19 protein-coding genes are annotated in these 25,332 nt (G+C 70.0%); 10 read left to right on the top strand and 9 right to left on the bottom strand.

The genetic code is table 11. From position 1 onward, the window contains the following. Positions 1-12: 12 nt before the first annotated feature. From ACFOD9_RS10830 to ACFOD9_RS10800, 7 genes are all read left to right on the top strand, one after another. Positions 13-1,443: a methyl-accepting chemotaxis protein gene (locus ACFOD9_RS10830; RefSeq protein WP_379510133.1), complete on the top strand. Its 1,431-nt coding sequence runs from the start codon at positions 13-15 to the stop codon at positions 1,441-1,443. Positions 1,444-1,472: 29 nt separating this feature from the next. Beyond that, complete coding sequence (locus tag ACFOD9_RS10825) at positions 1,473-3,131, top strand: methyl-accepting chemotaxis protein (protein WP_379510132.1); 1,659 nt, start codon at positions 1,473-1,475, stop codon at positions 3,129-3,131. A 188-nt stretch (positions 3,132-3,319) separates the two neighbouring features. Next, positions 3,320-3,721 (top strand): PDZ domain-containing protein, encoded by a 402-nt coding sequence (locus ACFOD9_RS10820; RefSeq protein WP_379510131.1) that lies wholly within the window; start codon positions 3,320-3,322, stop codon positions 3,719-3,721. Positions 3,722-3,724: 3 nt separating this feature from the next. After that, complete coding sequence (locus ACFOD9_RS10815) at positions 3,725-4,411, top strand: winged helix-turn-helix domain-containing protein (protein WP_379510130.1); 687 nt, start codon at positions 3,725-3,727, stop codon at positions 4,409-4,411. Next, on the top strand, positions 4,408-5,844 hold the full coding sequence (locus ACFOD9_RS10810) for a sensor histidine kinase (protein ID WP_379510129.1): 1,437 nt from the start codon (positions 4,408-4,410) through the stop codon (positions 5,842-5,844). Before ACFOD9_RS10815 ends, ACFOD9_RS10810 begins: the two co-directional genes overlap by 4 nt. A gap of 209 nt (positions 5,845-6,053) precedes the next feature. Beyond that, positions 6,054-6,761 (top strand): calcium-binding protein, encoded by a 708-nt coding sequence (locus ACFOD9_RS10805; RefSeq protein WP_379510128.1) that lies wholly within the window; start codon positions 6,054-6,056, stop codon positions 6,759-6,761. A gap of 253 nt (positions 6,762-7,014) precedes the next feature. Further along, a complete protein-coding gene (locus ACFOD9_RS10800) occupies positions 7,015-7,215 on the top strand; it encodes a hypothetical protein (RefSeq protein ID WP_379510127.1) in 201 nt (66 codons plus the stop codon). A gap of 71 nt (positions 7,216-7,286) precedes the next feature. On the opposite strand, the gene secA is transcribed toward ACFOD9_RS10800, so the two are convergent. After that, positions 7,287-10,007, bottom strand: a complete 2,721-nt coding sequence (gene secA / locus ACFOD9_RS10795; protein WP_379510126.1) for a preprotein translocase subunit SecA — start codon at positions 10,005-10,007, stop codon at positions 7,287-7,289. A gap of 95 nt (positions 10,008-10,102) precedes the next feature. Next, a complete protein-coding gene (locus ACFOD9_RS10790; protein ID WP_379510125.1) occupies positions 10,103-10,369 on the bottom strand; it encodes a hypothetical protein in 267 nt (88 codons plus the stop codon). 142 nt (positions 10,370-10,511) lie between these two features. Between ACFOD9_RS10790 and ACFOD9_RS10785 the strand changes: the two genes are divergently transcribed. From ACFOD9_RS10785 to ACFOD9_RS10775, 3 genes are read left to right on the top strand one after another with little or no spacing between them, the layout of a single operon-like run. Continuing rightward, the gene (locus ACFOD9_RS10785; protein WP_379510124.1) at positions 10,512-11,585 is read left to right on the top strand and encodes an acyltransferase family protein; all 1,074 of its coding nucleotides are present in this window, start codon (positions 10,512-10,514) and stop codon (positions 11,583-11,585) included. Positions 11,586-11,616: 31 nt separating this feature from the next. Beyond that, entirely contained in the window at positions 11,617-12,843 is a 1,227-nt protein-coding gene (gene argJ / locus ACFOD9_RS10780) for a bifunctional glutamate N-acetyltransferase/amino-acid acetyltransferase ArgJ (RefSeq protein ID WP_379510123.1), read from the top strand. Between the two features lie 5 nt (positions 12,844-12,848). Further along, on the top strand, positions 12,849-13,649 hold the full coding sequence (locus ACFOD9_RS10775) for an inositol monophosphatase family protein (RefSeq protein ID WP_379510122.1): 801 nt from the start codon (positions 12,849-12,851) through the stop codon (positions 13,647-13,649). 56 nt (positions 13,650-13,705) lie between these two features. Here ACFOD9_RS10775 and trxA read toward each other — a convergent pair whose 3' ends face one another. The 7 genes from trxA to ACFOD9_RS10740 form a co-directional block, all read right to left on the bottom strand. After that, positions 13,706-14,026, bottom strand: coding sequence for a thioredoxin (trxA, locus tag ACFOD9_RS10770; protein ID WP_379510121.1), 321 nt, complete (start codon positions 14,024-14,026; stop codon positions 13,706-13,708). A gap of 90 nt (positions 14,027-14,116) precedes the next feature. Beyond that, positions 14,117-17,620, bottom strand: coding sequence for a double-strand break repair helicase AddA (addA, locus tag ACFOD9_RS10765; RefSeq protein ID WP_379510120.1), 3,504 nt, complete (start codon positions 17,618-17,620; stop codon positions 14,117-14,119). Further along, entirely contained in the window at positions 17,617-20,706 is a 3,090-nt protein-coding gene (addB, locus tag ACFOD9_RS10760) for a double-strand break repair protein AddB (RefSeq protein WP_379510119.1), read from the bottom strand. Before addB ends, addA begins: the two co-directional genes overlap by 4 nt. Beyond that, positions 20,699-21,427 carry a nucleotidyltransferase family protein gene (locus ACFOD9_RS10755; protein ID WP_379510118.1) on the bottom strand — a complete coding sequence of 243 codons (729 nt, stop codon included), beginning with the start codon at positions 21,425-21,427 and terminating at the stop codon, positions 20,699-20,701. Before ACFOD9_RS10755 ends, addB begins: the two co-directional genes overlap by 8 nt. Next, positions 21,424-22,407: an aminoglycoside phosphotransferase family protein gene (locus tag ACFOD9_RS10750; protein WP_379510117.1), complete on the bottom strand. Its 984-nt coding sequence runs from the start codon at positions 22,405-22,407 to the stop codon at positions 21,424-21,426. The genes ACFOD9_RS10755 and ACFOD9_RS10750 overlap by 4 nt, the downstream gene beginning before the upstream one ends. After that, positions 22,404-22,865 carry a tRNA (adenosine(37)-N6)-threonylcarbamoyltransferase complex ATPase subunit type 1 TsaE gene (gene tsaE, locus ACFOD9_RS10745; RefSeq protein ID WP_379510116.1) on the bottom strand — a complete coding sequence of 154 codons (462 nt, stop codon included), beginning with the start codon at positions 22,863-22,865 and terminating at the stop codon, positions 22,404-22,406. The genes ACFOD9_RS10750 and tsaE overlap by 4 nt, the downstream gene beginning before the upstream one ends. Continuing rightward, positions 22,862-25,231, bottom strand: a complete 2,370-nt coding sequence (locus ACFOD9_RS10740; protein WP_379510115.1) for a sensor histidine kinase — start codon at positions 25,229-25,231, stop codon at positions 22,862-22,864. Before ACFOD9_RS10740 ends, tsaE begins: the two co-directional genes overlap by 4 nt. Positions 25,232-25,332: the final 101 nt, after the last annotated feature.

Raw genomic sequence — 25,332 nt, 5'->3', positions numbered from 1 at the left:
AAGGCCCGTCGTATGCCTGACATCAGCGTTCCGGAATTGATCGATTACTTCGATGTCCACCCGGCGGAAGCCGATGCCCGAGCGCGGGTGGCCGATTTGATCAGGAATCATGGGCACGCGGCGCTGGGCGCGCTTTACGACCGCATCGCCGCCACCCCCCGGACCGCCGCCTTCTTCCCGAGCACCGATGCGATGGACCAGGCCAAGGGCTTGCAGTTCCGCCACTGGCTGCGCCTGTTCGAGGATGGCCCATCGGCCGAATACCACGCCGCGGCCGAGCGGATCGGCACGACCCACGCCCGGATCGGGCTGGACCCGCACTGGTATGTCGGCGGCTATGCCACGGTCATGGACCGGCTGCTTTCCCGGTTGCTGCGAAACCCGCTGAGGCGGCTCAGCGGTTCGCGGCTTTCGGCCACGGTCCGCAGCTTCGTGCGCCATGCCCTGCTCGACATGACCATCGCGCTGGGCGGCTATTTCCGCGCCGAGGCGGAGAAGAAGGACGCGGTTGTCCGCAAGCTGTGCCAGGCGATGAAGGAATTGTCGGCCGGCAATTTCGCGGTCGAGATCGAGGACCTCCCGGCCGACTATGCCGAACTGAAGCGCGATTTCGACGCGATGCGCGACACGGTCGGGCAATTGCTCGGCAACCTGGCCGAGACCTCGCATTCGGTGCGGATCTGTTCGAGCGAGATTCGCGCCGCCTCCGATGATCTTTCGGTTCGCAGCGAGCACCAGGCCGCCTCGATCGACGAGATCACCCGCGACGCGGTGGCCGGCGGCGAGGTGGCCGGCCAGGCGGCCGCGGCGATGGCCGCGATCTCCGAGGCCTCGGCCAAGGTCAGCGCGTTCAGCGACGCGATCGACAGCATTTCCTTCCAGACCAGCCTGCTGGCGCTCAACGCCGGGGTGGAAGCGGCGCGTGCCGGGGATGCCGGGCGCGGCTTTGCCGTGGTTGCCAGCGAGGTGCGGGCGCTGTCGCAGCGCGCGGCGGAAACCGCGCAGCAGATCAAGAGCCTCTCGACGCTCAACGCCGAGCGGATCTCGCAAGGCGCCAACCGGGTTCACACCATGGGCGACCTGCTCAATTCGATCGCCGGGCGGATCGAGGAATCCAACCGCATGATCCAGGCCAATGCCGCCCTCTCGGAACAGACCAATGCGGCCACCCGCAGCCTGGTCGAACAGGCCGACGTGCTCGACCGGATGGTGTCGCAGTTCCAGACCGCCGGCTCTGCCCGGGGCGATGCGGATCGGCCCGCCGCTCGGCCCGAGGCAGCCGCATCGCGCCCGCCGGCCACCACCATCGCCGGCACGCACTCGTCCGGCACATCCACGCCTGGCACCGGCGCAAGTCCCCGATCCGGCCCCGGCCCGCGCCAGGCGCTGCCGCGCCCCCTCGCCCATGCCGCCGTCAACATGAATGACTGGTCGGAATTCTGAATTCTTCCCAACGCTTCAGGAACGCAAGCATGAAGATCACCTCCATCAAGCAGCGCCTTGTCGTCTGCCTGGTCGCCCTCGCGGGTGTCAGCGTGGCGCAATTCTCGATCTCGACCGCGCTGAAGTTCCGGCTGGACGCCACGACCAGCGAGGAACGCACCCTGTTCGACGTGCAGAACCGCCAGATGTATGGCGACATGAAGCACGACGCGGTCCAGGCGGACCTGTTCCGCCTGCGCGATGCGGCGCGGCTGGGCGACCGCGGCCTGGTCGAACAGGAGCGGACCCATCTGACCAGGGATCTCGCCGCGCTGGACCAGACCTTCGCGGCGATCGAGCGGCATCGGCCCACTCTCGCGCTTCAGGCGCCAGCGCTCCAGGCCGAGGTCGATCGCGCGGCCGTGGCCCGCAAGGACTATGCCGCCCAGGCCGGCCAGGCCGCCACCGCCCTTGCCGCCCATGGCGAGGCTCCGCGCGAGCTGGCCGCCTTCACCCGCAGCTTCGATGCCTTCGAACAGATCCAGGAGAACCTGGGCACGGCCATTCGCACCGAGATTGACACGCTCCAGCACGCGATCGACAGCCAGACTGCGCTCGCCCTGCTGGTCCACGGCCTGGCCGCGCTGGCCGTGGCCGCGGTGCTGGTGGTCTCGGCGGTGATGGTGCGCCGCCGGGTCATCGGGCCGCTGGGCCGGGTGAGCGAGGCCATGCGGCGCATGGCCGGCGGCGACTATGCCACGGCCGTGCCCGACCTAGGCCACGACCGCGAGCTGGCCGAAATCGGCAGCGCGGCGAAGATCTTCCGCGAGACGGCGCTGGCCCGGCGCGCGGCCGAGCAGGACCAGCAGGCGGTGGTCGCCCAGCTTTCCACCGGCTTGCAGCATCTGGCGCGCAAGGATCTGGAATATCGCATCGAGACCCCGTTTGCCCCGGCCTATGACGAATTGCGCCACAACTACAACACGGCCGTGCGCGAACTGGCCGACACGATCTCGGCCGCGCGGGTCGGCTCGATCAGCGTGATCACCGCGGTGACCGAAATCCGCGATGCCTCCGATGACCTGGCGCTTCGCAACGAGCACCAGGCCAGCGGGGTCAACGCGGTTCACGGCGACGTGATGCGCGGCGGTCAGGTGGTGAGCAAGGCGGTCGAGGCGATGGGCGAGCTGGAGCAGACCGCCACCGACATCGCCCAGATCACCGGGGTGATCGACGGGATCGCCTTCCAGACCAGCCTCCTGGCGCTCAACGCCGGGGTCGAGGCGGCGCGCGCGGGCGATGCCGGCAAGGGCTTCGCGGTGGTGGCCAACGAGGTGCGCGGGCTGGCCCAGCGCACGTCGGAAGCGGCCAGCCAGATCAAGGGGCTGATCGAGCGCAGTTCGGGCCAGGTGGGCATCGGGGTGAGCCACGTGCGCGAGACCGGGCAGATGCTGGAGCGGATCGTCAACCAGTTCGCCCAGATCAGCGATACCATCCAGCAGAACGCGGCCATGGCCGAACAGACCACGGCTTCGACCCGCTGCCTCCAGACCGAGGCCGAGCGCCTCGCCGACCTGGTCAGCAGCTTCCGCACCCGCCAGATCGAGACGCGGCCCGCCGCGACCCCGATCGCCGGCCAGATCCGGCGCCTGTCGCTGGGCGAAGGCGAGGCGCAGCCCCGGTTCGGCATGGCCCCGCAGCCGGCCTGACGGGGCGGCGGATGGGGCGCAAGGCCGGCTCTCCGGGCCGCCTGATGCCCCCCACGCCCCTCGCCGGTCAAGGTCCTGTGTGACGGGCGCATGACCAAAGCTTAACGTGACCGGCGCGCGGTTATGGGCTGATGTCGGGCGGTCATGATCGGCTATCCGTCCCGTATGGCGGCCGGCCCGTGCACGGGGTGAGCGCCAAGGTCACCCGGCCCGGGAGGCTGCCCAGGCACCTGCCCAGGAGCCTGTCACGCAGCCTGCTGGCCGCGCTGGCCGCTGGCGGCGTCATCGGCAGCGTGGCGATCATGCTGCACGGCCCGCCCCGGTTGCGCCCGCCGCGCACTATGTTGCCCGGTTTCACCGCCGAGGAAACCGCCGGCCACCTGGTCGTCACCAGCGTGCGCGACGGCAGCAGCGCCCAGCGCGCGGGCCTGGCCCCCGGCGACGTGGTGGAAACACTCGACGGCCGGCCGATTCGCCGCTTGCAGGATGCCGCCCTCGCGCTCAGATACGATCCTCACGGCGCGGTGCGCGTGGGGCTTGTCCATGCGGCCCGGCATCACGATGTTACCCTTCGCAGACGGGAGCATTGACACTTGGTTCAACGGGTTCTGGTCGTCGAGGACGACGACGCGACGGCCAGCTACATCGCCAAGGGGCTGACCGAGCACGGCATGGTGGTGGATCGCGCCGCCAATGGCCGCGACGGCCTGTTCCTGGCGACCGACGGCAGCTATGACGCCATCGTGCTCGACCGGATGCTCCCGCAGATGGACGGCATGGCCGTTCTGGGCGCCCTGCGCGCGGCGGACATCGCCACGCCGGTGCTGATCCTCTCCGCCCTGGGTTCGGCCGACGAGCGGGTCGCCGGGCTGACCGCCGGCTCGGACGACTATCTGGTCAAGCCCTTCGCTTTCGCCGAACTGCTCGCCCGCCTCCAGATCCTGATGCGGCGCGGCGGCGCCAGCCCGGCGGTGGAGACCCGCCTCTCCTGCGAGGACCTGGAGATGGACCTGCTCTCGCGCAAGGTAAAGCGGGCGGGCAAGCCGATCGATCTCCAGCCGCGCGAGTTCCGCCTGCTCGAACACCTGATGCGTCATGCCGACCAGGTGGTGACCCGCACCATGCTGCTGGAGCACGTGTGGGACTATCATTTCGATCCCGGCACCAACGTGATCGACGTCCACATCAGCCGCCTGCGCCGCAAGATCGACGACGGCCATGCCCGGCAACTGCTCCACACCGTGCGGGGGGCCGGCTACCGCCTGGGACCACCGGCTTGACCGGCGGCCCCCAGAGCGCATCGGAAAGCGGCGTGGGGCGCGGCGTGAAGCGCCGGCTTTTCGCCGGGTTCGGTTCGGCCACCTCGCAACTGGTCACGCTGATCTTCCTGCTGCAACTGCTGCTGACGATCGTCCTGCTCGGCTATGTCCAGTGGGCCGCCGACCAGCAATTGCACCGCGAGCAGCGGACCTATGTGGCCGAGCTGCGCGACACGCTGAGCGAGATCTACGTCCAGGACGGCCCGGCCCGGCTGGCCACCGCGATCGAGGCGCGGGTCGGCACCGGCGGCTGGTCGAACGGCGCGGTGCTGCTGACCGCCGCCGACGGCACGCCGATCGCCGGCAACCTGCGGGCCTGGCCGGGGATCATGCCGGTGGGCGTCTCGTGGCAGGAAATCGACCTCTATCGCAAGGATGCCCCCCACCCCGAGCGGATCGGGCTGAGCACCACGCGCCTCGCCGGCGGCGAGCGCCTGCTGACCGGCTGGGTGCTTGACGACGGCCTGCGGCTGCGCCGGTCGGTGGAAGGCGCGATGCTGGCCGCGCTGTTCCTGGCCGTGCCGATCGCGCTGGCCTCGGCGATGCTGCTCGGGCGCGTGCTGAGCCGGCGGCTGGGCGCGATCAGCGGGACCACCGTCGCCGTGGCCGGGGGCGACCTCACCCGACGGGTGCCGCGCGATGGCAGCGGCGATGCCTTCGACGAACTGGCCCGCCAGGTGAACGCCATGCTGGACCGGGTGGAGACCCTGGTCAGCGAATTGCGGCTGGTCACCGACAGCCTCGCCCACGACCTGCGCTCGCCCCTCACCCGCGTGCAATCGCGGCTGGAACAGGCCAGCGCGGCCGTGGGCGACGGGGGCGCCGGCGGGACCGCGCTCGCCGCCATCGGCGATGCCCAGGCCGAACTGGGCGCGCTGTTGCGGATCCTCTCCACCGCGCTCCAGATCAGCCGCGCCGAGGCCGGGATCGGCACCGAGCAACTGGCCGACGTCGCCATCGCCGACCTGCTGGGCGACATCGCCGACCTCTATGGCCCGGTGGCCGAGGACAGCGGCTTTGCCCTGGCGGTCGAGGTGCCGGCCGATCTCCACGCCAGCCTGCACCGCGAACTGGTCGGCCAGGCCCTGGCCAACCTGGTCGAGAACGCTCTGCGCCATGCGGTGGGCGGGCGCCGCATCGTGCTGAGCGGCGCGCGGGCGGGCGAAGGCGTGGCGCTGGCGGTGGCCGACGACGGTCCGGGCATCCCGGCAGACCTGCGCGACGAGGCGCGGCGGCGGTTCGTCCGGCTGGATGCGGCGCGCAGCGAGGCCGGTTCGGGCCTGGGCCTGGCGCTGGTCGACGCGGTGGCGCGCCTGCATGGCGGCCACCTTGACCTGGCCGATGCCGGGCCGGGCCTGCGTGCCACCCTGGTCCTGCCGGCCCGCGCCCGCTGAGTGGCTTTCCGCCGGGCGATAGGTCCGTTTCGGAGCTAGAAAACCCGCCCTGCAAACCCCTGCCAAAGTGCTGATTTCAGGAGATTCCGCCAACTCCGCCAAGCCAGCTACGGGCTTGACCGGATAGCTTCGCCGCCAGCCGGCAACCATGACCCGCGAACATTCGAGACGGCCCCGCCCGGTGGGCCGGTTGACAGCGGAGCGAACCCATGGCTGCAAGCAGCATCATCTACGGCACCCTCAACGCCGACCTGTTGACCGGCACCACGCTGGACGATGCGATCTTCGCCAAGGCGGGCGATGACACGATCGACGCCGGCGATGGCAACGACAGTGTCTTCGGCGGCGCCGGGAACGACTATGTCCAGGGCTGGCGCGGCGACGACCAGCTGTTCGGCGACGCCGGGAACGACACGATCTACGGCCATTTCGGCAACGACCTGCTGTCGGGCGGCGCGGGCAACGACCAGCTCTACGGCGAGGCCGGCAACGACGTCCTCTATGGCGGCGACGGCAACGACATCCTCTCGGGCGGGACCGGCAACGACGCCCTGGCCGGCGGTGCCGGCGACGATGTGATCGCCGGCGGTGACGGGATCGACTTCATCACCGGCGATGCCGGCAAGGACGCGCTGACCGGCGGGGCCGGGGCTGACGAGTTCTACTGGTATGCCCGCGGCGAAAGCGGCGCGGGCGTGGCCAACCGCGACTTCATTTCCGATTTCCAGGCGGGCGTGGACCATATCCACCTCGCCGGCTTCCACATCGCCGCCGAGGACATCCACTTCTATTCGATCGCCAACGGACACAGCACGGTCCTGGCGATCGACTTCGACCACAACGGCTCGAACGATTTCGAGATCCAGCTCAACAACGTGGCCTTCGGCTCGATCAGCGCGGCCGACATCATCCTGTAGCGCGCCCTCGGGCGCCGATTGGCGCCGTTGCACCAGCCGTCAAGCGTGGTTTCCAGGCCGGGAACCACGCTTGTTGGGCTTGTTGCTGAACCCATGCTTCATCCTGTTCCGCCATTCCCGTCACACCATCGGGACCGGCGGAGATGACAATGGGTTTGCTGCTCCGACCCCCTGCCTTGCGGGGGATTCACGCTCAGCCAGGCACGCGGGGCACGCCCGCCATGCGGGGGGAACCAGCCACGCGGGGCGCGCGATGATTCCGCTCACCAAGGCCTTGCTGCCCGGCATGATGCTGTCCTGGCTGGTCTCGACCTTCGTCGGCACCAGGGGATCGCCCGGCGGGCTGCTCAACATCCAGCACTTCACCGTGGCGAGCACCCAGATCTATGGCTCGTGGACGCTGCTGATCATCGGCACGGCGCTGGGCTGGGCCATCCTCAAGATGATGGAATAGCCAGCCCCCCGCCGGCCGTGCGCCGGACCGGACCGGCCGCGCGCCCGTCCGGTCCGCTCAGCCTTCCCCGCTCAGGCCACGGCGCCGTGGCAGTGCTTGTACTTGGAGCCCGAGCCGCACGGGCACGGCGCATTGCGCGACAGGCCAAGGTCGGCATAGGGATTGTCGCCCGCGGCCGGAACGGCCGAGCCGAGCCCCGACAGCATCGCCTCGACCGAGGGCGACGACGCCCCGCCGGCATCATCGAGCCCGGTGAGCGGATCGATGTGGCCGGAAAGGAAGGCGGGCAGTTCCGGCAGGGCCATGTCCTGCGGCTGCTGGAAGCGGAATTCGGCCGTGGCGAGAATGCGGGTAACGTCCTCGCGGATCGTTTCCAGCATCTTCTCGAACAGCCCGAAGGCTTCCTGCTTGTATTCGTTGATCGGCTGTTTCTGGGCATAGGCGCGCAGGAACACGACCTGGCGCAGCGCGTCGAGCGTGGCGAGGTGCTCCTTCCAGTAGTGATCGAGGCGTTCGAGCAGGATCGACTTTTCCAGTGTACGCCAGACTTCCGGCTGATCGGCCGTGCGCGCGGCCATGTGGGCATCGGCCAGCGCGGCGAGGCGCTCCTCGATCTGTTCGGGATCGACGCCGTCTTCGTCCAGCCATTCCTGGAGCGGAATCTCGACTCCCAGCACCTCGCGGGCGCGGGCGACCAGGCCGGCGGTGTCCCACTGCTCCGGATAGGATCCCGGCGGGCAGGCATCGCCGACGACGGTGTTGACCGTGTCCTGGCGCATATCGTGGACGACTTCATCAACCGCTTCGGCATCCATGATGTCGGCGCGCTGCTCGTAGATGACCTTGCGCTGATCGTTCATCACGTCGTCGTATTCGACGACCTGCTTGCGGATATCGTAGTTGCGCGCCTCGACCTTCTTCTGCGCGGTCTCGATCGCCTTCGACAGCCACTTGGAGCCGATCGCCTCGCCATCGGCCAGGTTGGAATTCATCATCCGGCTGAACAGGGTGTCCGGCCCGAAGATCCGCAGCAGGTCATCCTCCAGGCAGAGGTAGAACTTGCTCATCCCCGGATCGCCCTGGCGGCCCGAACGGCCGCGCAGCTGGTTATCGATGCGGCGGCTTTCGTGGCGCTCAGTGCCGATCACGCAGAGGCCGCCGGCAGCAAGGACCAGATCCTTCTGCTCGGCCACTTCCATCTTGATCCGGGCGATCGCGGCTTCGCGGTCCGGCCCTTCGGGCAGGTCCTTCAGCTCGTCCTCCACCCGGAATTCGGCATTGCCGCCCAGCTGGATGTCGGTGCCGCGCCCGGCCATGTTGGTGGCGACGGTCACCGCGCCGAGACTGCCGGCCTGGGCGACGATGCGGGCTTCCATCTCGTGGAAGCGGGCGTTGAGCACGGCGTGCTTCACCCCTTCGCGGTTGAGGTATTCCGAGAGCAGTTCCGACTTCTCGATCGACACCGTCCCGACCAGGACCGGCTGGCCGATCTCCTGGCGCTGGCGGATCAGGCGGGCGATGGCGGCGAACTTGTCGGCGGTGTTCTTGTAGAACTCGTCTTCCTCGTCGATCCGCTGGACCGGCACGTTGGTGGGGATGGTCACCACGTTCATCTTGTAGATGTCGAAGAATTCCGGCGCTTCGGTGGCGGCCGTGCCGGTCATCCCCGAAAGCTTGGGATACATCCGGAAGTAGTTCTGGAAGGTGATCGAGGCCATGGTCTGGTTCTCGGGCTCGATCTGGACGCCCTCCTTGGCTTCCACCGCCTGGTGCAGGCCATTGGACCAGCGCCGGCCATCCATCATGCGGCCGGTGAATTCATCGATGATGATGACCTTGCCGTCCTTCACGACATAGTCGATGTCGCGCTTGAACATGACATTGGCCTTGAGGGCCTGGTCGAGATGGTGGACGACCTGGGTGTTTTCGACGTCGTAGAGGTTCGAGCCTTCGAGCAGCCCGGCCTCCTCCAGCGCGCGCTCGGCCCATTCGACGCCATCCTCGGTGAGCGAGACGTTCTTCGACTTTTCATCGGCCTCGTAGAGATCTGCCGGCAGGCGCTTCACCACGGCATCGACCGAGATGTAGAGGTCCGACTTGTCGTCGGTCGGCCCGGAGATGATCAGCGGGGTGCGGGCCTCGTCGATCAGGATCGAATCCACCTCGTCGACGATGGCGTAGTTGAAGGGGCGCTGCACCATCTGGCTGCGCTCGTGCTTCATGTTGTCGCGCAGGTAATCGAAGCCGAGCTCGTTGTTGGTGGCATAGGTGATGTCGGCCTCGTAGGCCGCGCGCCGCTCCGCCTCATTGAGATTGGGCACGATCACGCCCACGGTGAGGCCGAGAAAGCGGTGGAGCTGGCCCATCCATTCCGCGTCGCGCTTGGCGAGATAGTCGTTCACGGTGACGACGTGGACGCCCTTGCCTTCCAGCGCGTTGAGGTAGGTGGCGGTGGTGGCGACCAGGGTCTTGCCCTCGCCGGTCCGCATTTCGGCGATCTCGCCGCGATGGAGGACGATGCCGCCGATCATCTGCACGTCGAAGTGGCGCATCCCGAACACGCGCCTGGAGGCTTCGCGCACGGTGGCGAAGGCTTCGGGCAGGATGTCGTCAAGCGTGGCGCCCTGTTCCAGGGCCAGGCGGAACTTGGCGGTCTGGCCCTGCAGTTCCTCGTCGGACAGGGCTTCGAGCACCGGCTCGAAGGCGTTGATCCGGGCGACAACCTTTTCGAGCTTCTTGACGTAGCGATCATTGGAGGAGCCGAAAACGGCCTTGGCGAGTGCGCCGAGCATGGGCAAATCCTGTCTGTGAGATGGGGCCGCCGCAGCCGTGGCGCGGCAATTGGAATGGGAGCAGGCGCGGGGCGTGGCCCGCCGCCAGGCCGCGCCTATTCGCGCGCGCGATCGATCCCGACGAGGACCGGGGCACGGCCTGGCGCAGTCTTGATCAGCGGCCGGACGGGCCGGACCAGGCGGGCCGGCGCGTGGGCAGCCGGACGGGCCGGGCTTCCGGCAAGAGCGACGGCACCGCCATCCTCCGGCGCGGCGAGAACCACCGCCGAGGCAACGCCCGCACAGACCCGCGCCTGCACGGGGGCAACCTGTGCGGCCAGGCCCAGCAGGGCCAGAAGGGTAAGCAGAAGGCGCTTTGCCATGCCCGCCAGATAGGCCGGGCTGAGTCGCTCGTCCAGTGGGACAGGCGTTCCGCGCGATTTTATCCCGCAAGCCTTGCTCCAGCGCAATTTGCGCGGACGCGCGCCTCGGCTATGGCGGTTGGGGCTAGGGAGGGGTTGGACATTGACGCAAGCATCCGCAATCGGGGCGCAGGCATCCGCAACCGGCGCCGACGCCGCGCATCCGGGCCGTCTTTCGCAGCTCGATGGGCTGCGCGGGTTCGCCGCCCTGGTGATCATGCTCTATCACAGCGCGCTGGTCTTCCGCACCCACGGCCCCTTCGTGCGCGGCTACCTGCTGGTTGACCTGTTCTTCCTCTTGAGCGGTTTCGTGCTCGCGGTGTCGACCGAGAAGAAACTCAATGCCGGAGTTGGCGCCCTCGCCTTCGCCTGGGCGCGGTTCCTGCGGTTGTGGCCGCTGGTCGCGGTAGGCGCGGGCGTGGCGGCGGTCTGGGCGGTGGTGGGTGGCGGACGCCCGGTGCTGGATACGGCCTGGGTTCTCCTGCTCGATCTGGCGATGATCCCGGTGCTGTCGGGCGCCGGGCCGTTCTACCGGCTCAATGGCCCGCAGTGGACCCTGTTCTGGGAACTGGTCGCCAATTTCGTCCATGCCCTGCTGCTGCGCCGGGTGCCCACGCGCTGGCTGCTGCTGCTGGCCGCGCTGATGGGCGCGGCCCTGATCCACACCGTGCGGCGCCATGGCGGCGATACCATGGGGGTAAGCGCGCTGACCTGGAAAACCTGGTGGATGCCGATCCCGCGCGTGGGCTTTTCCTACGTGCTCGGCGTCTGGCTGGGCCGGCTCTACAAGGGCGGGGCGCGGACCCCGGCCCTGCCCTGGTTCGTGGCGCTGGCCCTGCCCGTGGCGGGCGTGATGGCAGTGCCCTACCTGCCGCTACGCAATGCCCATGGCGACCTGGTCTTCGTGATGGCCTTCCTGCCGCTCGCCATGTGGCTGGTGGCCATGGCCCGCATTCCGGCCTGGCTCGCGCCCCGGCTGGACTGGCTGGGCGCCTTCTCGCTCCCGCTCTACTGCGTGCACCTGACCGTTCTGGTTGCCGTCTCCACCCTGGGGCATGGCCTGCCGTTCCTGACCCTGGCGATCGCCGCGTCCTGTGCGGTGGCCTGGGTGTTCCACCGGCTGGTCTCGTTCAAGGGCAAGCCCCTGGCGGTGAAGGGCGCGGCTGCTGCGGCTTGACCTGCCCGGCCGGGGGGCTAATCCGGCCTCCATGTCCGACGCCGTCTCCCCGCTCGCCTCGCCCTTCCCTGCCCTGCCGGCCATCGCCGGGGTGACACCCCATGTCGCGCGCGCCGGCTACAAGGACTGGGGGCGCTGCGACCTGACCTATGTCGAACTGGCCGAGGGCACGGCCGTGGCCGGGGTGTTCACCCGCAATGTGTGCTGCTCCTCCGAGGTGGAGATCGGACGCGAGGCGGTCAAGCAGGGCCGCGCGCGGGCGCTGGTGGTCAATGCCGGAAATTCCAACGCCTTCACCGGCTATCGCGGGCGCGAGGCGGTCGAGCAGATCATGGAACAGGTGGCCGATCATCTCGACTGCACGATGGACGAGGTCTTCGTCTCCTCCACCGGGGTTATCGGGGTGCCGCTGCCCAAGGACAAGGCCCGCGCCGGCGTGGAAGCCGCCCTGGTGGCCGCGCCCTGTTCGTGGGAGGAAGCCGCGCGCACGATCGGCACCACCGACACCTTCCCCAAGGGCGCCCTGGCCACGGCCGTGGTCGATGGGCGCACGATCACCCTCGCCGCGATCATCAAGGGGTCGGGCATGATCGCCCCCGACATGGCGACCATGCTCGGCTACATCTTCACCGACTGCGCGATCGCGCCTGGCTATCTGCAGGAGCTGCTTTCGGCCGCCAACCGCAAGACCTTTTCCTGCATCACCGTGGACAGCGATACCTCCACCAGCGACACGGTGCTCGCCTTCGCCACCGGCAAGGCGGGCAACCAGCCGATCAACTGCTCCGGCTGCCCGGGGGCCGATGCCTTTGCCGCCGCGCTGGACGACGTCTGCCGGCAAATGGCGCATCTGGTGGTCAAGGATGGCGAAGGCGCCCAGAAATTCATCCAGATCGCGGTGAGCGGCGCGGTGGATGACGAGAGCGCGCGAAAGGTCGGCATGGCCATCGCCAATTCGCCGCTGGTGAAAACCGCCATCGCCGGCGAGGACGCCAACTGGGGCCGCGTGGTCATGGCGGTCGGCAAGGCGGGCGAACCGGCTGACCGCGACCGGCTCTCCATCGGCTTTGGCGGTACCTGGGCGGCGAAGGACGGCCAGCCACTGGCCGACTACGACGAAGCGCCGGTCGCCGCCCACCTCAAGGGCCGCGAAGTGTCGATCGAGGTCGATCTCGGCCTCGGCGAGGGCCGCGCCAAGGTGTGGACCTGCGATCTCACCCACGGCTACATCTCGATCAACGCCGACTACCGGAGCTGAGCGCGATGGACAGCCTGAGCCGCGCCGTGGAAGCGGTGATGCGCGAGGCCGCCGAGCGGGCGATCCTGCCACGCTTCCAGCAGCTTGCCGCCCACGAGATCAGCGAAAAGGCGGCCGACGATTTCGTGACCGTGGCCGACCGCGAGGCCGAGGAAATCCTGGCCGAAGGGCTGGCGCGGCTGCTGGCGGATGCCAGCATCGTCGGCGAGGAAGCGGTGCATTTCGATGCAAGCCTGCTCGATCGCCTGTCCGATCCGCTGTGCTGGATCATCGATCCCGTGGATGGCACCCACAATTTCGCCCACGGCAAGCCGCCGTTCGGCGTGCTGGTGGCCCTGGCGGAAAACGGCGTGGCGACCGGCGGGTGGATCCTGGATGTGCTGAGCGGGCGATTCTGCCATGCGCTCGCCGGCCAGGGTGCTTTCGTGAACGGCGAGCCGGTGCGCGCGCGGACTACGGGGATCGAGCCGCCGGTGGCCGCGATCTCGCTGCTGTTCGCCGATCCGGTGCGGCGCGAGGCGCTGAAAACCCATATCGCCCCGCACTATACCCTGGCCGATATCCCGCGCTGCGCGGCCGAGCAGTATCCCCGCATCGTGCTGGGCGAGAACGACGTCTCGATCTTCGAGCGCACCTATGCCTGGGACCACGCGGCCGGCGTATTGTTCTGCAACGAGGCCGGCGGCAAGGCGGCCCGGCCCGACGGTTCGCTCTACCGGGTGGACGAACACCTGGCGCCCGGCCTGCTGGCGGCGGCCAGCCCGGCACTGTGGGACGAGCTGGCCGAACGCATGGCCGGGATCTGATTTCGCCGGATAGCGTCGTCCCGGACCCGATCCGGGACGACGCTTGTTCGTGCGCCTTACAGCGCGCCCTCGATCCAGGCCTTGAGCTGGCTCTTGGGCGCGGCGCCCAGCTTCTGGGCGACCGGCTGGCCGTCCTTGAACAGGATCAGCAGCGGGATCGACTGGACGCCGAAGCGGCTGGCGGTTTCGGTGTTCTCCATGATGTCGACCTTGGCGATCTCCACCTTGTCGGCCAGTTCCTCGGAGATTTCCTCAAGGCTCGGCCCGATCATCTTGCACGGCCCGCACCAGTCCGCCCAGAAATCGACGAGGACGGGCTTGCCGGACTGGAGGACTTCGGCATCGAAGCTGGCGTCGGTGACGGCCTTGGTGGACATTCTCGGAGACTCCGTAAGGGATGACTTGCAGCGCAATCTAGGGCTTCGGGCGCCGCGTGCAACACGGCTGCGGCGATAGCATTAATCGCCTCAGGCGAAGTCTGGCTTGTGGGCGGCGAGAACCTCGGCCGGAATTTCGATCAGGCGCGGCTCGTGGGTGTAGAGCAGCGCGACCTCGGCGGTGCGCCCCGGGAAGGTGGCTTCGAGCGCGGCGGCATAGGCGGCCATCTGGCGCAGGATCGCGGCGGGCACCTCGGCCAGGCTGGCCGGCGGGCGGCGCGCGGTCTTGAAATCGACCAGGCACAGACGATCGGCGGTGACCAGCAGCCGGTCGATCGTGCCGGCGATGACCCGGCCGCCCACCGTGGCGGCCACCGGCACCTCGGCCAGCGCCTCGGCCCCGAACAGGTCGGCCCAGGCCGCCACGGCGAGCACGCGGCAGGCCGATCCGGCGATCTCGGCGCGGGCCTCGGCCGGCAGGCCAGCGGCATTGCGGGCCAGCCAGCGCTCGGCGGCGGCGGGGCGCGCTTCGGGGGCAAGCTCGGGCAGGCGTTCGAGCAGCTTGTGGATCAGGGTACCGCGCAGCGCGGCCCGCCGATCGCCGCCGGGGGCATGGGGCGGATCGGCCCCGGCATCCTCACCCAGCGCGGAAGGGGCGAGCGGGCGCGGCGGGACCGGTTCCTCGCCGATGGCGCGGGTCAGCCAGCGCGGGCGCGCGGCGGGCAGCGGCAGCAGCCGGGTTTCGGCGGCGCGCGGCGGCGCGGGCGGCGGGGCCACGCCATCGGCGGCCACCGCGCCCCACAGGTCGTCGGCCTGCCAGGCCTCGGCGGGCATGACCTCGGCAATTTTCGCATACCAGGAATCGTCGGCCGGCGCGCTTTCGCGCGGGCCGAGCGAGCCGGTGACGAACAGCGCTTCCTCCGCGCGGGTCATCGCCACGTAGAGCAGGCGCCAGTGCTCCTCCCGCTCGGCCGCCCTGGCCTCGGCCTCGGCCACGGCGATGCGGCCGACCTTTTCCTCCTTCTGCAAGCCCGGCAGTGGCAGGACGCGCGCGGGGTGATGGAAATGGTCCGCGCCCGGCGCGCGCGGCTCGGCCAGTTCCAGCGCCACGCCCTTGGGACTGTCGGGGTTGTCCGCCGCATCGGCCAGGATGACGATCGGCGCCTGCAAGCCCTTGGAACCATGGACGGTCATCACCCGGACAAGGCCGCCGGCGCTTTCCGCCTCGCGCTTCAGTTCGCCATCGCCGGCATCGAACCAGTGGAGAAAGCCGGCCAGGCTCGGCACGTCGCCGGCGGCATAGGCGTGGGCGGCGTTGAGCAGTTCGTCGATCGGATCGCCGGCCTCGCGCCCGAGCCGGGCGATCAGCTTGCGCCGGCCCTGCCACGGGCCGACCAGCAGCCAGTGCAGCAGGGCGGCGGGCGGCGCATAGTCGGCCTTGCCGAGCAGGGTGACCAGCTGCTCGACCGTCTGCACCACCAGCGGCTCGCGCGATTGGCGCAGGTGATCCCACAGCGCCACGCCCTTCTCGCGCCAGCCGTGGGCAAGCAGGTCGTCCTGGCTCCAGCCGATCAGCGGGGAAACCAGCAGGCTGGCGAGCGTGAGATCGTCGAGCGGCTGGAGCGCGACGCGCAGGGCGGCGACCAGATCCTGCACCGCCAGCGGCGCGCCAAGGCGCAGGCGATCGACCCCGGCCACCGGCACCCCGCGCGCATGGAGCCGGGCAACGATCAACCCGGCCAGCTCCTTGCGCTTGCGGACCAGGATCATGATGTCACCAGCCTCGGCGCGGCGGGCATGGCCCTTGACCAGCGGGTGGCCGGCCTTGCGGCTGTCGAGCCAGTCGGCGATCTGGCGGGCGAGGCGGTCGGCCAGCTGGCGGTCGGGGCGCGAGAGCCAGTTCTGCTCCCCCTCCTCCGGCTGGTCCTCGGCGAGGTCAGCCTCGTCGCGGCCGATTCGAACGGGTTGCCACAGGGTGACAAGGCCCGGCCGGTCCTGCCCCACATGGCGTTCGGGCAGGTGCTTCAGGCCGAAGCGGGCGTGGCCGACATGGGCGATGGTGCGATCGACATAGTCGAGGATCGGCGTGGCGGTGCGGTAGGACCGGTCCAGCCCCAGTTCCTGCAAGGTGCGTGCATCGGGGCCGCTCCGCAGGTGCAGGGCGTTTGCGGCCGCGCCGGACATCTGCTGCTTCACCTTGCGGCGCGCGGTCTCGAAGTTTTCCGGGCTGGTGCCCTGGAAGCGGAAGATCGCCTGCTTGTAATCGCCCACCACGAACAGGGTTCGCAGCGCCTCGGCGCCGTGCTGGCCGGCACCGGTGAAGAAGTCGCCGGTCAGCGCCTCGATGATCTGCCACTGGGCGGCGTTGGTATCCTGGGCCTCGTCGATCAGGATGTGGTTGAAGCGGCGATCGAGCTTGTAGCGGATCCAGTCCGACAGGTCGGAACGGTTGAGCAGCTCGGCGGCCTGGCGGATCTGGTCGTCGAAATCGATCAGGCCTTCGCGGGCCTTGGCCTCGTCCCAGGCCAGCGCGAAGGTGCGGCCAAGTTCGAGCGCGGGGGTGAGCCACTCGGCCAGCGCGATCAGCGCCTTGCGGCTCCGCACAAGGTGGATGCCGTCGATCACCCGCTCGACATGGCCGGAATAGGCCGGGTCCAGCTTGTCCTGCGACTTGCTGGCGCGTTGTTCGCCGGCCTTGGTCAGGAACACATCGGCCAGCGCCTCGATCGTCTCGCCGCGCCGGGCGGGATCGCGGGCCAGCCAGTCGCCGATGGAATTGGCGTTGGCCTGGCCGGTGGCGGCGGTCCAGGCGGCGTTGATCTCCATGCAGCGGCGCAAGGAGCGCACGTCGAACGCGCTGTCCTCGCACAGTTCGGCAAGGCTGGCGCCTTCGACCAGGCCCAGCAGGTCTTCGACGCGCGGGCGCAGCGGCGGGATCCAGCTGCCGGGGCCGAACCAGGCCTCGCGGCAATCCGCGCAGCGCAGGAGGAAGCGTTCGACATCCTCCGGCCCCATCCGCAGCGAGAGCGATTCCAGCGCCTTGAGCCGGGCATGATCGCCCCGATCCTCGGCTTCGAGGAGAAGGGTGGAGAGCACCTCGCGGCTGAGCACCGCGCGGTCGCGGTCTTCCATGGCGCGGGTGCCGGGGGTGAGGCCGGCTTCCTCGGGAAAGCCGGCCAGCAGCCACTGCGAGAAGGCGTGGATCGTGTTGATCCTGAGGCCGCCGCCGGGGCAATCGAGCACGGCGGCGAACAGGGTGCGGGCGCGGGCGCGGGTGGCCGGATCGGACGGGGCGCCGATCGCCTGCAATTGATCGACCAGCCCGGGCGATTTCCCCGGCGTGCCGATATCGGGCATCCGCACCCAATCGGCCAGCACCTCGTTGACGCGGGTGGCCATTTCCGCCGCCCCGGCCTTGGTGAAGGTGAGGCAGAGCAATTGCGACGGATCGACATCCTCCTGCAACAGCAGCCGCAGGACGCGCGCGGAGAGGACCTGGGTCTTGCCGGTGCCGGCCGAGGCGGAGAGCCAGACGGTCTGCGCCGGATCGACCGCGCGGGCCTGGTTGTCCTGCAAGGGGTGGAGCCGGCTCATGCCGCGTCGCTCCCGCCGTCGCCCGCGCGGGCCTGCCATTCGTCGAGGCGCATCAACTGGTCATAATCGGCATAGCCGGGCAGATCGGGGTTGAGGCGGGCGGTGAAGGGTTCATCGCCCTTGATCCACCGGACGATGGCATCGGCGAGGAATTCCTCGGTGCGATCGAGGAATTCCTCGCGCACGATGCCGTTCTTCTTCCGGCCTTCCAGCACCGGCTCGCTGCATTCGCCAAAGCCGGTGGCGCTTTTCTTCGCCTTGGCCAGCGACCAGTATTCGAAGCGGGTGGGCTCGCCGCTGACCGGCTGGCGGTCGGCGTCGTGGAAAGCCCCTTCCCGCGCCATCAGGCCGATCAGGCCAAGCTGGAGGGCGAAGCCTTCCTCGACCCGGCGGGCCGAGGGCGGGCTGCCGGTCTTGTAGTCGATCACCGCGAGGGTGCCGTCGGGCAGGCGGTCGATTCGGTCGGCGCGGCCGTGGATGCGGACGCCCCGGAACAGGATCTCGCCGCGCGCCTCGGTGGTGGCGACCACCCGGCCTTCGGCCTCGAGCCGGGCGATCTCCTGTTCGACCCATTCCAGCGCGGCCACCAGGCGCGGCCACCACAGGCCGCGCACCAGGGGATGCGCGCTCATCTTCGCCAGTTCGGCCTCGGCAATGGGGAGCAAGGGGCCAGGATCGCCGGCGGCGCGCTGCTTGTGCCAGCGATCGAGGATCTCGTGGACGGCCGTGCCCTTCCAGGCCGCGGTCGGCTCGGCGTCGAGCGCATCCCAGGCCTTCAGGCGCAGCACGTCGCTGGCGTAGAACTGGTAGGGATCGCCGCGCAGCCGATCGAGGCCGGTGACCGCGATCGGCACGTCGCGCTGGGCGGCCGAGGGGCGCGGCTCGGGGCGAGGATAGGGGGGCGCGCTGTCGCCAAGGTCCAGCTCGGCGGCGAGCTTGACCGCCTCGGTTTCGACATGGTCCTTCAGCAGCTTCTCGCCCAGCATGGCGCGGACGCGCAGCACGAAGCGCGAGGGGATGGCCGGGCCGCTTTCATCGCGCCGGGCATGGCTGAGCACCACTTCGGGCGCACCCAGCGCGGCGGCAAGATCGTGGGCGGCAAGGCCGATGCGGAAATCGGCGCCGGGCACGCCAAGCGCGCGCAGCACGGCGGGGGCCAGCAGGGCATCGGGCGCGCTGGTGCCGGGCCAGGTGCCTTCGGTGAGGCCGGCGCAGATGACGAGATCGGCCCGGCTCATCCGCGCCTCGATCAGGCCGTAGATCGCCACGCGCGGATGGCCGCCCCACGGCGGGCGCACGGCCTCGCGCTCCATCGCATCGCCCAGCATGGTGGGGAGGTCTTCGGGGGCGAGGCTGGTGGCGGCATCGGCGGCGGCGACGCGCAGCGAGTCGATGAAGGCGGCGAGCGCGCGGCCATCGGCACCCGACCAGACCGCGCCGCCCGACAGCGCCTCGGCGGCGGCGGCGAGGCGATCGAGCGCCTCGGCCAGCGGCACCTCGCCCGGTTCGAGCAAGGGTGCGAGCAGGGCTTCGACCGCCTGCCACCATTGGCCGAGGCGCGGCTGCTCCTTGCGGGCGAGCGCGGCGCGGGCATGGCCGAGGCCCGGCTCCGGGCGCGGGCCGCGCAGCGCCTGATCGAGCCGGCGGGCATGGGTCAGCCAATCGGCGCGCGAGCCGTCCCAGCCGGACAGCGGTCCAAGCCCGGCCAGCGGGTGGGTGAGCAGGGCCACCAGCGGCACCGGCGCGGCGGCACTGGCGGCAACCTCGGCCAGCAGCAGGAACAGGCGCCCGGCGACCGTGGCGGACAGCGGCTGGCCGGCGGTATCGTCGGCCGCGATGGCCCAGCGGCCGAGATGGGCGATGACCCGGGCGGCCAGCGCGCGATCGGGCGTGACCAGGGCCACGCGCCGTTCGGGCACTTCCAGCGCCTCGCGGATGAGGATGGCCACGGCCTGCGCTTCCTCGCCGGGATGGGCGCTTTCCATCAGGCGCACGCCCGACAGGCGGCGATCCTCGGCCTTGAGCCGGACCCAGCGGGCGCTGGCTTCGGGGGGCAGGAACAGGTTGGAGATGGCCCGGCTGCGCGCCGGCGGCGCGGGCGAAAGGCCGGAGCGGTGCCACGGCTCGAATTCATCCCGCCGCACGCCCATGCGGCCAAGCAGGAGTTTGAGGTGATATTGCGGGTGGGTGACCGCATCGGCGCGGCCGATCGGCGGATCGTCGGGTTCGACCGGAGAGCCGGCGGTGCCGAGCGAATCCCAGATCGCCTCGTCCATGGCGAGATCGAGATCGGGCAGGATCACCGCGCCGCGCGGGGTTTCGGCCACCACCCGCAGCAGATGGGCCAGTGCCGGCGAGGCGCTGGTGACGCCGGCGGCAACGATCGGGTGGGGCGGCGGGCTGTCCTGCCAGGCCCGGGCGGCGGCCGCGAACAGGCGGTTGCGGCGGGTGGGCGGATCGACTTCGCCGCGCGCCGCGAGTTCGCCCAGCCAGCGCGCGCGCACCCGGGCGAAGGTGCGGATCGAGCCTTGCCAGTGGGCGGCCTGTTCACCGACCACGCCGATAACCCGTTCGCCCAGCAGGTCTTCGGGCGCGATGCCTTCGACCAGCAGCCGGTCCATGGTCCGCGCGATCTCGAAAGCCTGGCGCAGCAGCGCGGGCGCTCCGGGGGCGGTGTGGCCGTCCCTGCCCCCCAGTTCCTCGCGCAGGAAATCAGCCAGGCGCAGCCAGCGGCGCACCGGATCGGCGGCGGGGGGAATATCCAGCCCGGCGCCAAGCGGATCGAGCAGCGGGCCAAGCGTTTCATCGAGATCGAGATCGCCCACCACGGCCATGCGCGGGAGCAGCAGGCCGGCCTGGCCTGGCCCCTTCTCGCCCGTCGCCCCGTTCCCCGCATGGCGGATGAAGGCTTCGGTGACCGTGCGGACGGCGCGGCGGCTGGGCAGGAGCAGGGTCAGCCGGGCGAGGCCGACCTGCGGCTGGGCATAGCGCGGGACAAGGCCGGCCACGAGCGCATCGGCGAAACCCCGGTGCGCGGCGATCGAATAGAGGCTTGGCCCCGGCCTTTCGCCGCCGCGTTCAGCCACGCGAGAGCAGTGCCTCGGTTGGCGCGATGGCCTGGGGCGTGCCAACCTCGAACCATTCGCCGGTATGGACCCAGCCGCACAGCCGGCCCTCGGCCATGGCGCGCGACCACAGCACGTTGGTGGAAAACGGCCCTTCGGGCGCATCGCGCAGCAGGCGGTGGGAAACGAGCTGGATGCCGGTGTAGATGAACGGCGCCACCCGGCCCGGCTTGCGCCGGCTGATCCGGCCCAGCGGATCGAGATGGAAATCGCCCGCGCCATCATGGCCGTGGGCGGCAGGATGGCGCACGACCAGCAGCAGCGCGTCCATCCGCGCCGGATCCCAGGCCGCGCTCAATTCCGTGAAGGCATCGCGCGGGCCATCAAGCCAGATATTGTCGGAGTTCAGGCAGAAGAACGGATCGGGCAGGTGCGCCTGCGCCCTCACCATGCCGCCGCCGGTTTCGAGCAGCAGCGCGCGTTCATCCGACACGGTGATGGCCAGGTCAGGATGGCGCTGGCCATAGCCGGCAAGGTGGGCTTCGAGCGCATCGGCCAGGTAATGGGCGTTGACCACGGCGCGGGCGATGCCGGCGGCGCGCAGGGCATCGAGGCTCCAGTCGATCAGGGCCTTGCCGCCAACCGGGACCAGCGGCTTGGGCCGGGTGGCCGTGAGCGGGCGCATCCGCTTGCCCAACCCGGCGGCCATGACCATCGCGGTATCGGAGGCGAGCCTGCTCATGCCGGATAGGTGCCGCCGCCGCTTTCGCGCAGTTCCTGCGGGATATTGGCATCGAACCAGTGCGCCACCGGGGCCAGCGCCGGGTGGGCCAGATCGCGTTCGAGCAAGGCCCAGACGCGGGGGATCAGCGCAAGGTAGCGCGGCTTGCCGTCACGCTTCCACAGGCGCACGAAAATGCCGACGATCTTGGCGTTGCGCTGCGCGCCGAGGCGGGCATAGTCGGCCCGGAACACGGCGGGATCGGCGTGGCCCTGGAGGTAATGGGCGAGCATCGCCTCTTCCAGTTCGGGCGCAACATCGCGGCGCGCATCCTGGAGGAGCGACACCAGATCGTAGGCCGGGTGGCCGACCAGCGCATCCTGGAAATCGAGCAGCCCCTGCTTGTGCAGTGCACCCAGCAGCATGATGTTCTCGGCATGGTAATCGCGCAGCACGGTGACGCCGGGGCGCTGGCGGCCAAGCAGCGGCATAAGCGCGGCATCCCAGGCTTCGGCCCAGCCCTTGCCATCGACATAGAGGTTCTGCGCCGGGCAGTACCAATCGATGAACAGCTTGGCCTCGCGCTGGTATTCGCTGAGCGAATAGGCGGTGAACGGCCCGGGCGGCACGCGGTGCAGCGCGGTCAGCGTATCGACTGCGGCGGTATAGACCTCGGCCTCGTCGTCGGGCCAGTCATCGAGATAGTCGCGCATCCGCACGTCGCCGAAATCTTCCAGCAGGACGAGCCCTTGCGCGGCCTGCTCATGGAGCACGCGGGGCGGACGCAGGCCGACGTCTTCCAGCCAGCGGGCGGCGCGCAGGAAGGGGGCCGGATCCTCGTTGGGCGGCGGCGCGTGCATCAGCATGGCCGAGCGATCGCCCAGGCTGACGCGGAAATAGCGGCGGAACGAGGCATCGCCGGCCAGTGGCTCGATCAGGGCGCCGGCCCAGCCGGCCTGGCCAAGGAAAGGTTCGACCGCTTCGGGGATAGATGAGCTCATGGCATCCGCCCTAGCCAATCGGCCCCGGGGCTCGCAATGGCGACCCGCCCCTGGCCGGGAGTTTCCAACAAGCCTATTTCCAATCTGATGCCAAGGCAGCCCGGCTCATGCGCGAAACCACCGGCCATTTCCGGCCATTCGGCGATGAGCGCGGCACCGTGGCGGCAATCATCCAGCCCGAGTTCGGCGACTTCGCCGGGATCGTCGAGCCGGTAGAAATCGGCGTGGACCACCGGCAGGCGCACGGCGGGGGGATCATAAAGCTCGACGATCGAGAAAGTGGGCGACGGCACTTCGCCGGCCTGGCCCAGCGCGCGCAGGATCGCCCGGGCAAGCGTGGTCTTGCCCGCGCCCAGTCCGCCCGACAGCGCGACCACGTCGCCGGGGCGCAGCGCGGCGGCGATCCGCGCGCCATAGGCCTCCATCGCGGCAAGATCGGGGAGCGCAGTGGTGATCATGGCAGCTGGATGATCGCGGCGGTGCCCTGCCCGGGTTCGGACAGCAGTTCGAAGGTGCCGCCGTGGGCCTCGACGATCCGGCGGGCGAGCGGCAGGCCAAGGCCGCGCCGGCGATCGATCGCCTTGGCCGGCGCGGCGGCGGCGGAACCGGATTTCAGCCCTTCGAGCGCGCGGGCGAGCGTGGCCGCGTCCATCCCCGGGCCATTGTCGGAAACCACCAGGCGCGGGCCTTCGCTGGTGGGCGCCAGATCGACCAGCACGCGCCCGCCGCGCGGAGTGGCGGCGATGGCATTGTCAATCAGGTGGCCGACGACCCGCGCAAGACGGCGGCGATCGCCGGTGATCCGGCCGGCCGACTGGTCGCCCCGCAGATCAAGCGTCAGCCCGGCCTCGCTGATCGCGCCGGCGCGTTCCTCGACCAGGCGGGTGACGAAGGGCAGCAGCTCGATCTCCTCCTGCGCCAGCGGCAGCAGGCCGGCCTCGCTTTGCGAGAGATCGAGCACGGTCTCGATCTGCTCGCCCAGGCTGTGGACCGAGGCGAGGATCGCGGCGACATAGTCGCGCCCCGCATCGTTCAGCTCGCCGCCAAGGCCGGCTTCGAGCAATTCGGCAAAGCCGCCGATCGAGGTGAGCGGGGTACGGAATTCGTAGCTCATGTTGGCGAGGAAGCGGGTTTTCACCGCATCGGCTTCGAGCAGGGCGGCATTGCGTTCGCGCAGGGCGCCTTCCGCCTTCTGGCTGTCGGTGATGTCGAGCACAGTGAGCAGGCCGTTGCCATCGGGCAGCGGCACGCCGGCGAATTCGAGCGTGCGGCCATCAGCCAGGACCACGCGCCCGCCGGTCTGCTTGCGATCGAGCGTGGCGGCGCGGACCACCTCGCCCACCAGTTTCGCCTGGGCCGGCCGCTGGAGCCGGGCGGCGATGCGTTCGAGCAGGAGATCGACCTTGGGGTGGGTGTCGAGGAATTCGCCGTCCAGACCCCAGTCCTGCGCGAAGCGGCGGTTCCACAACTGCATATGGCCATCGGGCGCGAAGACGCCGAGCGATTCGAACAGCGAATCGAACGTGGCCGTGCGGGTGCGAAGCAGCGTGTCGCGGTTGGCGGAAAGGCGCAGTTCCTCGGTCCGGTCCTCGGCGATGAGCAGCAGGCCGCCATCGGGCATCGGCTGGGCCACCACGCGCAGGTGGGTGCCATCGCCCAGCAGCCAGGCTTCCTCGTGAGCCGCGCTGTCGCGGAACCAGGCGGCCTTTTCGCGCCGCCAGGCCGGAAAGTCGCGCGCTTCGGGGAGGCGACCGGCATCGCGGGCCATGTCGAGCAGACGCTCGAACGGCGGCGGATCGAGCAGGATCGTGGGCTTCAGGGCAAAGATGCGCTGGAACGGCTGGTTGGCAAAGACCAGCACGCGCGCGGCATCGAACTGGGCAACCCCGGCGGAAAGCTGATCGAGCATGGCGCGCTGGGCTTCGCGGAAGGCGCGCAACGAGCGGGCCAGCTCCTCCATGTCCTCGATGTCGACCGCGTAGCCGGCCACGCCTTCCTCGCCCAGCGGCAGGTCGGACAGGCGCAGGGTGCGGCGCTGGCCGGCGATGGTGGCCGGGACCATGCGCTCGATCGGGCGGTTCATCTGCGCGGCCTGGAGCGCGACCTGGGCGGCGCTGAGGCCATCGACCGCCTCGACCAGTTCGGCCTGCTGCTCCACCACGCTGGCGGCGCTTTCCCCCTGCACCGCTTCCACATAGGCACGATTGACCAGGCGCAGGCGACCGTCGCGTTCGCGGAACCACATCGGCATGGGCGCAGCCTCGATCAGGCCGACCAGCGCGGTGAAATCGGCCCGCGCCCGGATGGCATCCTCGCGCAGGCGGACCAGTTCGCCCTCGCTCTCGGAAAAGTCGAAGACCCAGACCAGCGCCGCCCCGCCGGGCGAAACCTGTGGATCGGCCAGGTGCCCGCGCAGACTGAGCGAGCGGCGCGACCCGGCCGGGGTGACAACCATGCGGAACGGCGCGCCGGTCTTCTGGGTGCGGCGCACCAGGTCGGCCAGCTCACCAAGCTGCATCACCGGAATGCCGCCGCCACCCGCACCGGCACCGTCCTCCTGCAATTCCGTGAGAAATTGCGGCACCCGCTCCAGCCCGAGCCACTTGGCCAGCCGCGGACTGGCCTCGATCCGGCCGTCGGTGCGGACCAGCAGCGGGATCGCCGGCGAATCCTCGACCATGCGCGCCAGCCGCCGGGCATTGCGGAGGGCGCTCTCCGCCCGCTTCTCCCGCCCGCGCGCCGCCAGCACGAACCACGCGGCCACCAGCACCCAGGCCGCCAGCAGCAGCCCGGCCAGCACCAGCGCGGTGGGTGAAAGCGTCATCCCGCTTGGCTATGCGGCGGGGCCGGTGTTGGCAAGCGGGGGCGAGGGGAATGTCTGCATACAGACATGAGGCAGACTTGGCTCCACGCTTGCCCGGCGAC

The sequence above is a fragment of the Novosphingobium bradum genome (genome assembly GCF_042646485.1).
In the GTDB taxonomy this organism is placed as follows: domain Bacteria; phylum Pseudomonadota; class Alphaproteobacteria; order Sphingomonadales; family Sphingomonadaceae; genus Novosphingobium; species Novosphingobium bradum.
Note: the sequence above shows the minus strand (reverse complement) of the source record. Positions and strands in the feature narration are given on the sequence as shown.

Excerpts from the sequence above, each read along its gene's own strand:
- ACFOD9_RS10830 (WP_379510133.1), top strand. The coding sequence starts at position 13 with ATGCCTGACATCAGCGTTCCGGAATTGATCGATTACTTCGATGTCCAC.
- ACFOD9_RS10825 (WP_379510132.1), top strand. The coding sequence starts at position 1,473 with ATGAAGATCACCTCCATCAAGCAGCGCCTTGTCGTCTGCCTGGTCGCC.
- ACFOD9_RS10805 (WP_379510128.1), top strand. The coding sequence starts at position 6,054 with ATGGCTGCAAGCAGCATCATCTACGGCACCCTCAACGCCGACCTGTTG.
- ACFOD9_RS10800 (WP_379510127.1), top strand. The coding sequence starts at position 7,015 with ATGATTCCGCTCACCAAGGCCTTGCTGCCCGGCATGATGCTGTCCTGG.
- secA (WP_379510126.1), bottom strand. The coding sequence starts at position 10,007 with ATGCTCGGCGCACTCGCCAAGGCCGTTTTCGGCTCCTCCAATGATCGC.
- ACFOD9_RS10790 (WP_379510125.1), bottom strand. The coding sequence starts at position 10,369 with ATGGCAAAGCGCCTTCTGCTTACCCTTCTGGCCCTGCTGGGCCTGGCC.
- argJ (WP_379510123.1), top strand. The coding sequence starts at position 11,617 with ATGTCCGACGCCGTCTCCCCGCTCGCCTCGCCCTTCCCTGCCCTGCCG.
- ACFOD9_RS10775 (WP_379510122.1), top strand. The coding sequence starts at position 12,849 with ATGGACAGCCTGAGCCGCGCCGTGGAAGCGGTGATGCGCGAGGCCGCC.
- trxA (WP_379510121.1), bottom strand. The coding sequence starts at position 14,026 with ATGTCCACCAAGGCCGTCACCGACGCCAGCTTCGATGCCGAAGTCCTC.
- addA (WP_379510120.1), bottom strand. The coding sequence starts at position 17,620 with ATGAGCCGGCTCCACCCCTTGCAGGACAACCAGGCCCGCGCGGTCGAT.
- ACFOD9_RS10755 (WP_379510118.1), bottom strand. The coding sequence starts at position 21,427 with ATGAGCAGGCTCGCCTCCGATACCGCGATGGTCATGGCCGCCGGGTTG.
- ACFOD9_RS10750 (WP_379510117.1), bottom strand. The coding sequence starts at position 22,407 with ATGAGCTCATCTATCCCCGAAGCGGTCGAACCTTTCCTTGGCCAGGCC.
- tsaE (WP_379510116.1), bottom strand. The coding sequence starts at position 22,865 with ATGATCACCACTGCGCTCCCCGATCTTGCCGCGATGGAGGCCTATGGC.
- ACFOD9_RS10740 (WP_379510115.1), bottom strand. The coding sequence starts at position 25,231 with ATGACGCTTTCACCCACCGCGCTGGTGCTGGCCGGGCTGCTGCTGGCG.